Source organism: Nocardia sp. bgisy118, from assembly GCF_057708605.1.
On the sequence record NZ_JBYISM010000024.1, the window covers coordinates 31,631 to 46,125 of the forward strand.

A 14,495-nucleotide genomic window follows, 5' to 3' on the forward strand; every position below is an offset into this window, starting at 1 on the left:
GCCGACCAGACAGCCTTCGAACAGCGCTTCGCATCGGTGGGTACCGACCTGCTCGAAGCGGCTCCCGTGGTTCGGTCCGCGCCGCCGGAAAACAAACCCCGCGAGACCCGCGACCAGATCCTCACGGCTCGTGGTGGATGCTCGGCGCGGTACCGATCAACGGGGCGCGCATCGGACCCTGGCAGTCAGGCCGGTCGGCCCGGTGAGGGGTGGACCTTCGGCCCTGCCGCGAGGCGGTCTCGAAGACGACGATGTGAAGAAAAAGAGGCGGTCCGGCCATGAGCCGGGCATCGAGGCTGAGCCGCAAGAACGGAGTGGAGGAGGAGTGCCGACGCCGCGGTCAGCACGACCGCACCCGAAGTCGATGCCGGGAGGAGTCATGGGACATCTGGAACTGCACGCACACTTGAAGATCCGTCCAGGTCAACTGGAAGGGTTCAAGGCGCAAGCGGCCGAGATCATGCGGCTGACCCGAGAGAAGGACACGCAGACCCTTCGCTACGACTGGTTCATCAGCGAGGACGGAACCGAGTGCGAGGTCCACGAGGCGTACCCGAGCGGGCAAGGTCTGATCGAGCACAATTCACACGTCATGGACGCGCGGGCGATCCTCTTCGAGAAGTACGCATACGACCACCGGATGACCGCCTTCGGCGAGGTCTCCCAGGAGCTCAGGGAACTCGCAGACAAGCACGCCGGAGGAATCGCTGTTTACTCGTTCCTCCAAGGCCTCGGAACCGCGGCGGCTGTCTAGGCCCCGAGGAAGGGACGTGAGGTCATGGCCGAGACCCGTCTCCTGGAGCGGGTGACCGCTTCGGACCTGTTCCTGCTGCTCTGGGACGACTACGGCTGGTCCACCGACATCGGCGGGCTCGCCATCCTCGACGGCACAAACCTGCTCGACGAGGACGGCAGCGTCCGACTCGACGCGGTCCGGCGACACCTCGAGCCGAGAATGCGGTTGGTGCCTCGTTTCAGGCAGCTGCTGTACCGGCCTCGCCTCGGGCTGGGGTGGCCGCTGTGGATCGACGCGCCCTCCTTCGACCTCGCTGAGCACCTCCACGTCCATGCGGTTGCCGCGCCCGGCGACCAGGACCAGCTGCTGCGGACATGTCAGCAGCTGGCCCGGCGGCCGTTCGACCCCGCCCGGCCACTGTGGGAGCTGTGGCTGCTGCCCGGCCTGCCGGACCAACGGGTCGGCGCGTTCTTGAAGCTGCATCACGTCCTCGCCGACGGCCCCGCCGCGATGGCCGCCTTCGGGGCGCTGCTCGACCGGACCGCCGACGCGCCGGTCGAGGGTGCACCGCCGTGGACGCCGACACCTATCCCGTCCACCGGTGAACTGCTCGGCGACAACCTGCGACGCCGCCGACAGGAACTACGGCTCGGGTGGTCGGGCCTTGTCCATCCGAGTAGAACATTGCGCCAGGCGCGCCGCGCGTTGCCGGCCTGGCGGGAGGTGCTCACCGAAAAGCCTGCCCCACGAACCAGTCTCAACCACCCCGTAGGCTCCGAGCGCCGACTGACCATCGTCCGCGGCCGTCTCGACCCCATCGAACATGTCGCTCATGTCCATCAGGCCACGGTCAACGACGTGGTGCTGGCCGCGGTTGCCGGCGGCCTGCGCCAGCTGCTGGCAAGCCGCGGCGAGGATGTCCGAGGGCTTGTCCAGCGCGCGATGGTGACCATCTCCCACCACGAAGCGCGGCCCGGGGAAGCGCAAGGCAACACGCCCGGATGGATGATGGTGCCGCTGCCGGTCGGTGAGCCGGACCCGGTGTGCCGGCTCACGGTGATCGCCGCAGAGACGAGCGCACGGAAGGGCAAGGCTCGCCCCGAGGCGGGCAGCGGGATCTTCAGATTCGTCGCCTGCCAGCGCATCTGGTACCGGCTGTTTCCGCGGCAGCGGTCGGTGAACCTGGTCGTGAGCAACGTCCCGGGTCCGCGGACGCGGCTTTATCTCGCCGGCGCGCCGCTGCTGGAGGTGTTCCCCCTACTGCCGCCCATGGGCAACCTGACACTCGTCGTCGCAGCCCTGTCGTACGCCGGCCAGCTCAATTTCACTGCCGCCGCCGATCAGGACAGTTGCCCGGACGTGGAGGTCTTCGCCCGCGGGTTGCGCAGTGCCCTCGACGACCTCGTGCAACCGGTCCTGGGGTCTGAGAAAGGCGGTCGGGCCGGCGCCATGGAGTCGGTACCGACGCCCAACGCGCCGACTACGCCGCGCCCGTCACCGCGGTGATCGATCCCGGCATGTGCGGATACTGGTGTCGCCGAGTTGCTGCCCGAAATCGATTGGGTTTCCTTGGGTGCACGGGCAGTCTTGGTTGTATGAGCTGGAACGAGGCATTCGCGGACCATTATGACGAATGGTCGGCCGGTATGACGGCGGATATTGCTTTCTATGTCGAGCTTGCCAGTCGTGCCGATGGGCCGTTGGTCGAACTCGCAATCGGCAATGGCCGGGTGGCGATCCCGGTTGCCCAAGCCACCGGGCAACCCGTAATCGGCGTCGATACCTCTCCTCGAATGCTCGAGCAGGCCATGATCCGGGCGGCGGCGGCTGGCGTGCGGCTCGAATTGCGCGAGGCCGACATGCGCGAGCTGCGCCTCGATCAGCCGGCGGCGCTGATCTACTGCCCGTTCCGTGCGCTGCTGCACCTGAATACCTGGGCTGACCGCCGCCGTGTCTTCGAGCGTGTAGCCGCCTCCCTGCAGCCCGGCGGACGATTCGCCTGGAACGCGTTCGTCTTCGATCACCACACCGCAGCAGACCTGGACGGCACTCGCCAGCTCGGACCGGTCCCGCACACAATCCGATACGCGGTGGGCGACAACCGGATTGACCTGGTCCGTGACGACGGCGCGGTGAGCTCCTTGTGGTGGGCGACGAAGAACGAGTGGCTCGGACTTCTCGACGTGGCAGACCTGGAACTCGAGGCACTCCACGGTGGGTTCGCTGGCGAACCGTTCACCGAGGACAGTCGAGAATATGTCTTCGTAGCCCGACGCCCGCATGGTGCGTACTCGGGCCGGTATATCCGCTCATCGGCAGAAGCGCGCATCCGGTTGGATACGCGCTTCCCGGCATTTCCGGACGTTCCACGCAGGTGGCTGGGTCGCGGATGAACTTCCGCTACTGCCGCATACGGCGCTGTCGAGAACCTCCGCGTCTGCCGATGTGCGAGTGCTCATGCGGTGTTGGCTGACTGGATACTGATCACTGCTCCGGATGCGCGGAGTGAAACCGCTAGAGCCTCCATTTCGACTCGGGTTCCTTCGATGCCTCCGGCGCGGAGCTGGTCGGCCATCGAACGCGCCTCGATGAGCGACAGCGCTTTGACAGCCCGTAGCGCCCGCATCACTGCCGCCGGCGTTGCGTTGTCGCCGGTGAGTTGAAGCAGGGTCGGACCGTTAGCGGCCAGGATCGCCGAGCGCATCCGCGCTGGCGGTGCTTCACAGCCGCGTTCGTACCAGACACATTCACACTTCGGGCAGTTGCCTTCCAGGTCCCATTGGTGTTTCACTCCCGAGAGTGCCTCGATGACTGTGGCTTCGATCAGCGACCCGCACTCGATGCAGTTGGTCATGTAGGGCGCGGATTCAACCACTGTGTCCATCGTGCTGAATCCTAGATCCAGCTTCCCGCAATGGTCGACAAGAGCGTCCGCGTCTTCCGCACATCGCGCATTCACGAACGCGCGCAAATGGAACGGTGACCGGTGAGAGGCAAGCCATTTGAGAGCCACACCAATGACACTGGTGGGCAGCCGATTAGGGAGCTTCTCACCGGGCACCTGGACCCGATCCCGGCCGGGATCAGGCCCTGGCACCAGTGTTAAGTAGCCGATGACGGGATATCGGCAAGCCTGGGTCAAGCCTCGGAATCGGCGACGTACCAGTACAACCGATCGAGGCTGGTCGAAGCCGGCTCCTGCCAGGGTTTACCGTCAGACGAGATTCGGTTGTTGTCGAGGTCGAAGCGAACAGATCCTGCTTGGTTGCTGGCGGTGAGTACTACCCCGTCCTCGGACAGGGCAAGGGTCTCCCACGCGCCGCAGGCTTCGAACTCCAGCCGTATGAGTTCGTGGTCGTCGCAGTACTGCAGACCTTGCGGATGCCCAGAGTCCAGGACACGGGGCCGGCGCAGAGTCCGGCCTTGCAGCTGGCCGTTGTTGAGCCGTGCCAGCACGCCCTGGGAATGCCACACGACAGCAGTGGGGACGAATTCTTCTCCGTAACGTTCATCGTGGTCGAATTCCACAAGCTGCCAGAAGTTCTCGGCATCGATTCTCAGCACCAGCAGGCCACCGTGTTGAGGTCCCATGACGGCATTGAGGTGGTCGTCCCACTCAATAATTCCGGTTACCGCCCGGGGGACGCGATAGCGTCTGTGGCGGAAGACCCCGCTGCGGCGAAGTGCCAACGTGATCATCGCCGGATGATCTTCTGCGAGGAATTGCATCGGATGCGTGGCCTGTTCGGCCGAATCGGGCTGTGCCTGCGGCGTCTACGGTACATCGGCTTCTCTTTCGCGATGCGGCACGTGCTGCGCACACCGCTCGCCGAGCTCGAGCGTCAGGATCCGCCGTTCGATAGCGCGCCAGCCCGGTTGCCGCGTGTGGTGCGGTGGGTGACTCCAGCGCTGGTGGGCACCGTCGAGTGCAGGGAATACGTTGACGCAACGGCGTCACCCGAGTTGGCGAGGGCTGCACGCAGACCCGTCAGCGTGCGCGCGGACCAAATTCTCCGCGACCTTCGGCCCGCCGCACCCGCCATCGACGCCGACCCTTCGAACCCGCGCAGTTCCTCCTCGGTGCGAGCCGGTCTCACCCGGTACGGCCCGACCGCGAACTCGCTCAGCGGCGGCCGCCGAAGCCGGGCGGCGCGTAGCGCGGCGAGGCGACACAGGCTTAGCGCCGGATCCCGCACGCTTACGCCACTGCCCCCGTGGTCGCCTTGATCGCGTTGGCGGGTGTGTTGTTGACCCGGCGTCGCGCGGAAGGTCGGCGACACGCGGCTCGTAGTCGACGGAGGGTGCGGTACAACGCGATTTATAGTGTGCATTGCGGGCAAAACTTCGGCTATCAGGTCGAGCCAGTCACTATCACGTAGAACCAGTTCCGGGTCGGCAGCGCATCAGGGCCCGACAACCGTGAATTCTTTCAGAAAGGCGCCATTATGCCCGTCCAGCACACTGCCCGGTACCGCGCGATCACTGCGGCGACGATGGCAGCCCTCGCATTGTCCAGCGGCGTTCTCCCCGCGTTCAATTCTGCGGCAATCGCGTCGGCGCAGGTGTTCCACGCCTCGCCCGCCGCGACAGCGCAAACCGAGCTCTACACCGAGATGCGGACGCTATGGGGTGAGCACATGGACGGGACCTGGGCGACCGTGGTCGCGTTCGCCGACGACCCCCTCGCACTGCTGCCCAGTCTGGGCCGACTGCTGCGCAACCAGGTCGACATCGGTAACGCGTTCGCGCCGTACTACGGCCAGGAAGTCGCCGGGCGGCTCACCGGCCTGTTGACTATCCACATCTTGCAGGCCGTGCCAGTCCTCACCGCCGCCCAGATCGGCTACAAACCGGCACTCGACACGGCAGTCGCGGCCTGGCATGCCAACGCTCGAGATATCGCCGACTTCTTCGCTGCGATCAACCCCAACTGGTCGCGGCAGGACATGCGTGAGGCGATGAGCATGCACATCGACCAGACCGTCGCTTACGCAGCCGCCGTCATCGACGGCAGGTACAGCGACGCGACCGCCAAGTTCGACAAGGCCAAGGCACACATGATGGATGTCGCCGACATCCTCAGTCAGGGCATCGTCGCCCAGTTCCCGGACAAGTTCTAGACTCTCGGAACATGCTGAGGCTCAATTGTTTTCGGCGGTTCCAGGCGGTCAGGTGCTCGCCTCGATCTCTGGCGCCCCTTGGCCTCTGCTGTTCCATATCGGCCCGGATTCATAAAGTCGATGAACTCGGTGCCCGGACCAAGCGTCAACCAGAGGCGTTCTCCAGCGCTGACCAGGGCAAACTCAACCACCGGTTCGTGGCTGTGCCATAAGTTGCCACACTCTCTACATCCGTCCGATGCATGAGCACCAGTCCGGAGGACCGGTACCGGATCGACCGCGAGCCAGCAAATCCTGCGGCCGAAATCGGCTCGCGGAGAAGCGGAGAAGCGCGGAGTAGATCGTCACACCGCCGCAATGGACATCGGCATCCGAGGCGACAGAGGGCTGTCCTAGCGGTAGCGCAAAGATTGGACGACCTGAATGTCGAGTTCGTCGAAGCGGGACGGAAGGATCTTCGTTAGCCAGACCTAGCTCGGGCTATCGCCACAGAAACATCCGTATTCGTCCCACGCGGTGGCCCGAGCGCTGCGTGCGAGTCCATGCTCAACCGCGCGTGCGATTTCGTCCGTGCCTGTGTGCCAGCGGCACTCACCCTCCCGAGATCGCTCGATTCTGCTCGCAACTGCGCGAACCACCAGTGGTCTGTACGCCTGATGTCGAGTAACGACGCCGACCGGAAGGCGGGATGTGGGTACACCTCCGAGGTGATGCGGACCCACACCCGCCGAGGCAGGACGGCTGCCGACCTGTCAGGGCTCGAGGTCGACCACACCTTTGCCGCTCGCGATGTCGAGCGGCACCGACACCTGATCGTGCGCGATCAACCAGGTGTCGTCGATCTTCCGCATGCCGTATGTGACCCGGACCCACATGCCGCCGGTTGTGGCCCCGTTCTTCAGCGTGCCGCTGAGACGAGCGAAGGCGTGCCCGAATGCCACATCGTCGCCTACGGTGAACGTCAGGTCGCGAACCTCATAGGCCACACTCTCGAAGAGCATGAAGACTTTCGCCCAGTTCTCGAGTTTCGCCGCTATCCCGACATGCTGGAGCGGCGGCTCGACATCGAAGGACACGACGTCGGTTGTGTACAGCTGTTTCAGGGCGTCGAGGTCCTTGGCTCGCAGTCCTTCGACCACCTTGTCGATGTGCCGGCGAAGCTCGACTTCGGCTACCTCGATACGGTCAGTGCGTGTCTGAAAGTCGTTGGGTGTGGTCATGATCGGCTCCTCAGGAATTGACGAAAGTGGTTTCGGCGGCGGCTCGCAGCGGCGCGAGCGCGGTGCTCCATGCGATGAGCTGATCCAGCAACGTGTTCAGCGCCGTGGCGTGGCGGTCGCTCGGTGTGAAGGTGCTGTGGTTCTCGAAATCGGTGAGCAACGAGATCTCGACCGGACGGCTCACGTCGGCCATGCCCAGCGTGCTGCAGACCACCCGCAGCTGCGCCACCGCGCGAGCGCCGCCGCTCACGCCGTAGGAGACGAATCCCACCGCCTTGTCGGTCCATTCCGCGCACAGGTGGTCGATGGCGTTCTTCAGCACCCCGGGAACGCCGCCGTTGTACTCCGGGGTCACCACCACGAAGCCGTCGAACGGGGCGATCCGCTCCGCCCAGGCACGGGTGTGCGCATGCACCGACGGGCCGAACATCGGCGCCACGGCCTCGTCCAGATGCGGCAGCGGGTGGTCGCGCAGATCGATCAGTTCGAACTCGGCGTCGCCGCGCCGCGATGCCGAGTCCACAACCCACTGGGCGACCTGCGGGCCGTTGCGGTTGGGCCGGGTACTGCCGAGGATGATGCCGATTCTGATCATTTCCAGAACTCCTGATTCGCTGAAAGTGTCGCGACCTTCCGACGACACAGCCGTCCGGAATGTCAGGCCGCCTCGCCCGCCCGTCACCACCACCCCTCATCGAGACGCTTCGCGTCGCTCACATTTCTGGTCGCTGATTCGTCGATTTCTGTGAGGTACGCACAAACCGAAGGAGCCGACCATGACCGACCCGCACCTGCCCGGGGTGATCGGTGAACGCCGTCAACTGATCAATCTGGCCTACCGGCTGCTCGGCTCGCTGGCCGAGGCCGAGGATGTGGTGCAGGAGACTTACGCGCGCTGGTACGCGCTGTCCGAGCGGCAGCGGGAGGAAGTGGCGGCGCCCGGCGCGTGGTTGACGACGGTCGCCAGCCGGATCTGCCTCGATCTGCTCGGCTCGGCGCGCGCCAGGCGGGAACGCTATGTGGGCGAATGGATTCCGGAGCCGGTACCCAGCCGGTCCGAATGGCTCGACGGCTCCGCCTCCGTCGATCCCGCCGACCGGGTCACCCTCGACGAGTCGATCAGCATGGCCTTCCTCGTCGTGCTGGATTCCATGACGCCGGCCGAGCGGGTGGCGTTCGTCCTGCACGACGTCTTCCGCTACTCCTTCGCTGAGGTCGCCGACATCGTCGGGCGCACCCCCGCGGCCTGCCGCCAGCTCGCCTCCAGCGCCCGCCGCCGCATCCAGACCTCGAAGGAGCCGTCTGGCCCCGAGCGCGCCGAGGTGGTCCGAGATTTCAAACGGGCTTGGGAGACAAAAGATATCGAGGCCTTGATCGGCCTGCTCGACCCGCAGGCGATCGCCACGGCCGACGGCGGCGGCCTGGCACCATCCTTCCTCGACCCGATCAACGGCGGCGAGCAGATCACTCGGGCCTGGATGGAAATCGCCGCCCACGGCCCCGCGGTAACCCTGCTGGAGCGTACGGTGAACGGCCAACCCGGCCTGGTAGCACAGCTCGACGACACCATCGTCTCGGTCTACGCCTTCGACATCGCCGACGGCCGGATCACTCGCATCTGGGTGATCCGGAACCCGGAGAAACTGAGGCCCTGGACGGCCCGCTGAACCGAACAGCGGATCCGCAAGCAGTTCCAGCGGCACCACAACCTGCTCAGGATTCCGGCAGCAATCGCGCTATCAGCCCTCGGACAGTTCTACGACCTCGATCTGTTGGCTGAAAGTGATCCGGCGCCGCTCGGTCTCGGCAGGCTTCTCGGGAGTCTCACCCCACCGGATCGTGGCGAGCCACAGGCCATTCGGGTCGGTGACGACGGGAACCAATTGCATGATCTTGCCGAGGCGGTTGTAGCCCCCATCGGACCGCCCGAGAAACTTGCCGACGAACGTCTGGTCAAGATCCGCCCCGGTCAGGCGAGTGACCTTCACCTCGCCTTCAGCACCTTCAGCACCTTCGGAACCGATGAGCCGGGCACGGTACTGCTCTGTAGCCATAATCCCTGATCTCTCTAATTGTTGGATTGGCTCAGCATTTGCTGTGAATCTTACGCGATGCGGAGAATGAAGTTGAGCGCCGATATTTCACAAACGCCGCGATGTTGCTGGCTACCGCATGGCAGAGGTGAATCCACTCATGGCCGTGCTATATCGTCCGGCAGCTGGCCAGCCGAGGCGTTGTCCACGGACGCGGGGCGGCGTCGAGGCCTTCGTGGGTGCTTTGGGCGATCAGTTCACGGATGAACTCGGCCAGCACTCGGCTCGAGGCGCCGGAAGGGGGCCGTCCTCCGAGACGTGACTGGTGCGGAATACCCTGCCGCTGACCAGGTTTGCGCGGACATTCTGTGCGAAGGTGGCGAAGTCTCCGCGGTTCGGCTGCGGCGCGATCATCAGGTTACCGTCGCCCCCAGAGTCCGCGACCTGCAGAGTCTCCCCTTTACTCCAGACGTTCTGGGGGGACATCCCCCAACCGTCGGGCACGGTCACCTGCGATTTGCCGTCCACCGCGACAATCGTCTGAGCTGACATCAGCCGGATCTCATCGAATGCCGAAACCGAAACCGCCACCGCATGATTCGGCTCCGTCGTCCGTTCATGGGCCAGCGCGGCAGGCCCCGCCGCCGCGGCGATCAGCATAGGAGCCACGCCCATACCCAGCCGGACCATCAACACCCGGACCCCGCCGCGCCGCCCCACCCCGAACCGGGCATTCTCGAAAAGCACGGCAGCAGCCTATCCAACAGCTACGACAGGGGCTTTGGGCGAGTACTCGGTGCGATCGAGGCGCGGCTCGCAGGTGAGTACTACGACCCCGCCGCTCGAAGCCGATAACCGCTATCGAGTGCGTACGACCACCAACCGGCAACTCGGCCACTCGGTTCCGCTGCCCGGTCTGCGAGAAGCTCGCCAATAAATTGCTGCCATTGATCTGGTCAATTGACCAGAATGTAACACGGGCATCCCATGGTGCGAGCTACCCTGTCCGCATGCTCAGATCATTTCGCCGCAATGTTCGTGGCCGCCAATCGATTCGGCGCACGGTTACTGCGGCTGCAATTACTTTGATTGCAATTGGCGGGGCGCAGCCCCTCTCGAGCGCTGAGGAACCCGTTGCCGGATCAGTGGCGATTTCCGGCGCGGCAGAGTTTCTCGCGGCGATTCAGGGCGGCCGGCTGCTGGGGGTGCCGCCGCTGCCTGCAGTCATCGAGGGCGCAGGCGCCGGTCTGTCCTCCGCCGAGTTCTGGACGAACTACGTGCACGAGGTGTTGACCAAAAACTCGATCCTGCTGCCCATTCCGATCGACGTCGTCAAACCCGATGTGGTGCTGCCCCACGCCCCGGTCGAGGCGGGCGTCGAGGTGACGGCGCTGCCCTACGCGCCCGTCGATCTACTCGGGGTGACCTACGAGTGGGCGGACCGGAGGAAGACCGTCGGCGAGTTCCTCAACGACACCGGGACCGACGTGCTCGAGTTCGCACACAATGGCGCGTTGGTCGCACAGTACTTCGCCAACGGCTGGTCAGCCGAGGTCGCCCACCAGGCGTGGTCGACGACCAAGTCTTTCGTCTCCACACTGGTCGGCATCGCCCTCGACCAGCAGCTGATCGCCTCGCTGGACGATCCGATCGAACGATATGTCCACGACTTGGCAGGCACAGCATGGCACGGCGTCACGATCAGGAACCTGCTCGAGATGCGATCGGGGGTCCACTGGGACGAGCACGCCGAAGATCTCGCTCAGAACACCCAGGTCATGCAGTGGATCGACATGGCACTGGACTACTACACCGAGGGGCAGGCGGGAAAGACCAGAAACGAGTTCCTGCAATCGCTTCCCCGAGTCGAACCGCAGGGCGTCCACTTCAACTACAACAGCGCCAATACGCAGGTCCTGGCCTGGATGCTGGAGAGCATCTACCACCAGCCGTTCAATGCGATACTCTCCGACCAGTTGTGGCGACCGGCGGGCATGGAAGCCTCCGCCGACATCATGACCGACCGCACCGGCGTCGCCATCGCTTCGCAGGCCCTCTTCGCGCGACCACGCGATTTCGTCCGCTTCGGCGAACTCATGCGAAATAATGGCCGTACCCCGGATGGTCGCCGGATCGTGTCCGCACACTGGATCTCCGCGGCGACCACCAACATGAAACCGGCCAGAGACACCGGCGACACCACCGACGGCGGCTACGGCTTCCAATGGTGGAGCGGTGCGACACCGGATGGATTCCAGGCCAACGGATTCCAAGGGCAGTACATCACGGTCGCCCCGACCGCATGCTTGACCGGAGTGCGGTTGGCACACACGCTGCAACTGAGCACGGACCTGACCTTCGCCGGTCAGGGAAACGCGGAGTGGCAGACGCTCTATCGAGCGGTGCTGGACCGGCTCGGCGGATGCCGCTAGCGCCGATCAGTCTTCACGCCCTTCCCACTTCAGTAACCGATTGGCCCGAAATGATCGACTCATCCGCCACGAATTCCTCATCCACCGAAAGGCGCTCCGTCTTGCGTTCGGCGCGGCAGGCGAACTCGATCGCCTTCGCCGGACAGGGTTTGTTCCTGGCCGTTGTGCTGACCGAATTGCCACAGCTGAAGGACAAATTCGATTTGAGCGAAGCCGCGCTCGTCGGCGCTGTAGCCGGTATTTCGCTGATCGCCGCTCTTGGGAGCGTGGCCGCCGAGCGCGTGGCAGTGCGATGGTCCAGTAGAACAGCATTGCGTCTGGGCCTGTGCCTGGTCGCGATCTCGGGGCTCGCGATCGCCTGCTCGCCGGTGCCCGCCGCGCTGTTCGTCGCCTTGGCGATCTACGGCATCGGGCTCGGCGCCGTCGACGCCGGGACGAACATGCAGGCGGTTCTCATCCAGCACGGCCAGGGGCGGTTCATTTTGTCCTCGTTCTACGCGGCCTGGAGCGCCGGGGCGATTGCCGGCGCGTTGTTCGTCGCGGCATGCGCGGCGCTGGACCTGTCCGTCAGCGTCGCGATCGGGGTAGCGGCGGTCGCGGTGCTGCTGGCCGGGCAAACCCTGGGACCGCGATTGCTCGGCGCGGCCGACGCAGAGTCCGGGCCCGACGAACACGACCCCGCGCGACCGGTCCCGGTCGGCACGTTCCTGATGTTCGGGGTGACGCTGGCGCTGGCTTTCGCGATCGATCTCGCCGTGGGCAACTGGTCGGCGCTGTATCTCAGTGAGGAACTGCATGCTTCGGCGGCGGCATCGGCGCTGGCGCTGGCCGCTTATCAGGGTGCCTCACTGGCCGGGCGGCTGGCCGGGGACACCGGGGTGCGGCGCTGGGGCTCCCGCACCGTCAGCCGGTGCGCGGCCGCGATCGGATCGGTCGGCCTCGCGATCGTCGTGGTCGCGCCCACGTCTGCGATCGCGATCATCGGCTTCCTGGTCGCCGGTATCGGGCTACCGCTGATCGCGCCACTGTGTTTCAGCGAATTGGGCCGCCGGACCGGCGGTCGGGGGCTCGATGCGCTGATCGCACGGCTCAACCTGTTCAACTACGCGGGCACCCTGGTCGGAGGCGTGGTGGTCGGGTCCGTCGCGACCGCCGCGAACCTGCGGGCCGGATTCGCGATTCCCCTGCTGTTCGCGCTCGCCCTGTTCGGCCTGGCGCGAATCTTTTCGCAGAGGCTGCGCCACAGCGGTGCGACCGCGACGATTCCCGGTCAGAACTGAACCGGGTGTCGCCGAGGAACGAACACGGCCGCGCGAAACCATTGCCGCAGAACTGGATTGGACGTGTGATCAGATGGTGGGCGACCGCGCCGCAAATCGCGGCACCGTAAGCGCGAGGCTGGACCTCCCGACAATTCCGCCCGCGGTCCTGAGCGGGATCGTCGAGATCGGCGCGCGCGAAGGATGCGATATCGGGCAATGGTTCACCGGCACCGGACTGGCCGCGCCCGAGGTTCTGGCAGCGATTACGAGCGCTTCGCGTAATCGGCGAAGCCCTGCCAGTCGAGCATCACGCAGGGTTCGTCTCCCACGGTCCACGCGTCGTGGCCGGGTGGGACGATCATGAAGTCGCCGGGTCCGTATTCCTGTTGCTCGCCGTCGTCCATGGCTACCACCATCCGACCCGAAATGCAGTAGCCGACGTGGGCGGACTGACAGCTGTCGGTCTGAGCAATCGGCTTGACATGCTCCGACCACCGCCAGCCGGGTTCGAAAACCGCCCTGCCGACCGGCCCTCGATCGAGGTTGACGACATCGACTCTGCCTTTGTCCTGCTCGAAAGGCCGGGTCTCTTCGGGTGATTCGAAATTCTGGCGCACCAGACCGGACATGGCGGTTCTCCTTCGACATCCAGCCCCCGATGGTGGGTAGGTTGCGGCCCGCGATCGATCAGCGCGACGGACCGCTCCGGTAATGCTCGGCAAATCGCAGTTACCGAATAGCATCCGCGGCCGACGGCAAACATCACGCGCACATGCCGACAGCTACGCGGCGCACGGCCACCAGCACGACCGAACATGGAGAGCCCCGGTCCCGGGCAAGGACCGCTGAAGTGGGCACGTGGCCTTCGGATCGAGAGAGACCGAAGTGGTACCGCTTCTATTCGGGCCGCACGGCGGGCCCTGCTCAGTCGGTGGCGGCGATTGTCTCGTCGGGCCGGTCGAGGCGCCCAGGTCGGGGCGGATGGGTGGAATTCTCGCCGCACAGGTGATTCAGGCCGGTGAGGGTGAGCAGCCGGTGGACGGGTGGGGAGGGCTTGCGCAGGGTGAGAGTCGTGCCTCGTTCTCGTGCCGCGGTGCGGAGGAGCCAGAGCGTATCGATCGTCGCCGCGCTGAAGAAACTCACGTCGGCCAGGTCGATCTCGATGTGGTCGACGGCGGGATCGGTGACCGCCGTGCCGACGGCGTCGTAGAACTGTCCACCGGTGCCATAGTCGATTTCGCCGCGGCAGACGACTTCGCACCGGTCACCGGATCGGCGCGTCACCACTGAGAGATACGAGCCCGGGGTGACGAAGTCGTCCGCGATATCGGTGCTCGGCGAAATATCGTGCTGGTCGTTCATGAGGTGTCACCTCAGCGATCGAGGGCGGACACCCGCGCGCATTTGTGTGACGAGGGTGCGGGGGGTTCGTCCATCAGACCGCAGGCCCGCGGTGGTGTCTAGTACCGGAAACGAACCGCGACCGGCCAGAATGCGAACCGCGGCCGCCCCGTCCTGCCTGAGCGGCACGCCCGAGGCCGCCACGATGCGCGGAATTGCCACTCGACCGGCCGCCCGTCCAAGGACCGGTTCGGCGCGCGCAGACACCGTTTGTGCCGCCCCCCGGCCGACCGGGATGAGGGGGCTCGCGACGACGTTATTCAACGGCGCATCGCCGCGCGCGAGCGCGGT

At 65.4% G+C, this 14,495-nt stretch carries 16 protein-coding genes; 8 read left to right on the forward strand and 8 right to left on the reverse strand.

Translation table 11 applies throughout. From position 1 onward, the window contains the following. The first annotated feature begins 379 nt into the window (after positions 1–379). From AC3EO7_RS26110 to AC3EO7_RS26120, 3 genes are all read left to right on the forward strand, one after another. Positions 380–754 carry a hypothetical protein gene (locus AC3EO7_RS26110; protein WP_431958610.1) on the forward strand — a complete coding sequence of 125 codons (375 nt, stop codon included), beginning with the start codon at positions 380–382 and terminating at the stop codon, positions 752–754. 24 nt (positions 755–778) lie between these two features. Then, a complete protein-coding gene (locus AC3EO7_RS26115; RefSeq protein ID WP_431972610.1) occupies positions 779–2,242 on the forward strand; it encodes a wax ester/triacylglycerol synthase family O-acyltransferase in 1,464 nt (487 codons plus the stop codon). Positions 2,243–2,331: 89 nt separating this feature from the next. Then, entirely contained in the window at positions 2,332–3,129 is a 798-nt protein-coding gene (locus AC3EO7_RS26120; protein WP_435592632.1) for a class I SAM-dependent methyltransferase, read from the forward strand. 62 nt (positions 3,130–3,191) lie between these two features. Here the strand turns inward: AC3EO7_RS26120 and AC3EO7_RS26125 are convergent, their stop codons facing one another. Together AC3EO7_RS26125 and AC3EO7_RS26130 are read right to left on the reverse strand one after the other, a co-directional pair. Further along, on the reverse strand, positions 3,192–3,620 hold the full coding sequence (locus AC3EO7_RS26125) for a hypothetical protein (RefSeq protein WP_431966155.1): 429 nt from the start codon (positions 3,618–3,620) through the stop codon (positions 3,192–3,194). 254 nt (positions 3,621–3,874) lie between these two features. Next, positions 3,875–4,435 (reverse strand): hypothetical protein, encoded by a 561-nt coding sequence (locus AC3EO7_RS26130; RefSeq protein WP_435592633.1) that lies wholly within the window; start codon positions 4,433–4,435, stop codon positions 3,875–3,877. 33 nt (positions 4,436–4,468) lie between these two features. Between AC3EO7_RS26130 and AC3EO7_RS26135 the strand changes: the two genes are divergently transcribed. After that, positions 4,469–4,963 (forward strand): ATP dependent DNA ligase, encoded by a 495-nt coding sequence (locus AC3EO7_RS26135; RefSeq protein WP_435592634.1) that lies wholly within the window; start codon positions 4,469–4,471, stop codon positions 4,961–4,963. Between the two features lie 266 nt (positions 4,964–5,229). Continuing rightward, entirely contained in the window at positions 5,230–5,856 is a 627-nt protein-coding gene (locus tag AC3EO7_RS26140; RefSeq protein WP_431966149.1) for a hypothetical protein, read from the forward strand. Positions 5,857–6,608: 752 nt separating this feature from the next. Here the strand turns inward: AC3EO7_RS26140 and AC3EO7_RS26145 are convergent. Beyond that, complete coding sequence (locus tag AC3EO7_RS26145) at positions 6,609–7,076, reverse strand: YybH family protein (RefSeq protein ID WP_431966147.1); 468 nt, start codon at positions 7,074–7,076, stop codon at positions 6,609–6,611. Positions 7,077–7,086: 10 nt separating this feature from the next. Continuing rightward, a complete protein-coding gene (locus AC3EO7_RS26150; RefSeq protein ID WP_431966145.1) occupies positions 7,087–7,671 on the reverse strand; it encodes an NADPH-dependent FMN reductase in 585 nt (194 codons plus the stop codon). Positions 7,672–7,852: 181 nt separating this feature from the next. Here AC3EO7_RS26150 and sigJ point away from each other — a divergent pair, with 181 nt between their 5' ends. Then, entirely contained in the window at positions 7,853–8,743 is an 891-nt protein-coding gene (gene sigJ / locus AC3EO7_RS26155) for an RNA polymerase sigma factor SigJ (protein ID WP_431966143.1), read from the forward strand. A 72-nt stretch (positions 8,744–8,815) separates the two neighbouring features. Here sigJ and AC3EO7_RS26160 read toward each other — a convergent pair whose 3' ends face one another. Both AC3EO7_RS26160 and AC3EO7_RS26165 read right to left on the reverse strand, forming a co-directional pair. Beyond that, the gene (locus AC3EO7_RS26160; RefSeq protein ID WP_435592635.1) at positions 8,816–9,130 is read right to left on the reverse strand and encodes a hypothetical protein; all 315 of its coding nucleotides are present in this window, start codon (positions 9,128–9,130) and stop codon (positions 8,816–8,818) included. A gap of 231 nt (positions 9,131–9,361) precedes the next feature. After that, entirely contained in the window at positions 9,362–9,856 is a 495-nt protein-coding gene (locus AC3EO7_RS26165; protein WP_435592636.1) for a hypothetical protein, read from the reverse strand. Between the two features lie 191 nt (positions 9,857–10,047). On the opposite strand from AC3EO7_RS26165, the gene AC3EO7_RS26170 reads away from it, so the two are divergent. Beyond that, the gene (locus tag AC3EO7_RS26170) at positions 10,048–11,541 is read left to right on the forward strand and encodes a serine hydrolase domain-containing protein (RefSeq protein ID WP_435592637.1); all 1,494 of its coding nucleotides are present in this window, start codon (positions 10,048–10,050) and stop codon (positions 11,539–11,541) included. A gap of 101 nt (positions 11,542–11,642) precedes the next feature. Next, positions 11,643–12,821, forward strand: coding sequence for an MFS transporter (locus tag AC3EO7_RS26175; protein WP_435592638.1), 1,179 nt, complete (start codon positions 11,643–11,645; stop codon positions 12,819–12,821). 245 nt (positions 12,822–13,066) lie between these two features. Here the strand turns inward: AC3EO7_RS26175 and AC3EO7_RS26180 are convergent, their stop codons facing one another. Together AC3EO7_RS26180 and AC3EO7_RS26185 are read right to left on the reverse strand one after the other, a co-directional pair. Beyond that, complete coding sequence (locus tag AC3EO7_RS26180; RefSeq protein WP_431966133.1) at positions 13,067–13,432, reverse strand: cupin domain-containing protein; 366 nt, start codon at positions 13,430–13,432, stop codon at positions 13,067–13,069. Between the two features lie 295 nt (positions 13,433–13,727). Continuing rightward, on the reverse strand, positions 13,728–14,165 hold the full coding sequence (locus AC3EO7_RS26185; RefSeq protein ID WP_435592639.1) for an STAS domain-containing protein: 438 nt from the start codon (positions 14,163–14,165) through the stop codon (positions 13,728–13,730). Positions 14,166–14,495 lie beyond the last annotated feature (330 nt).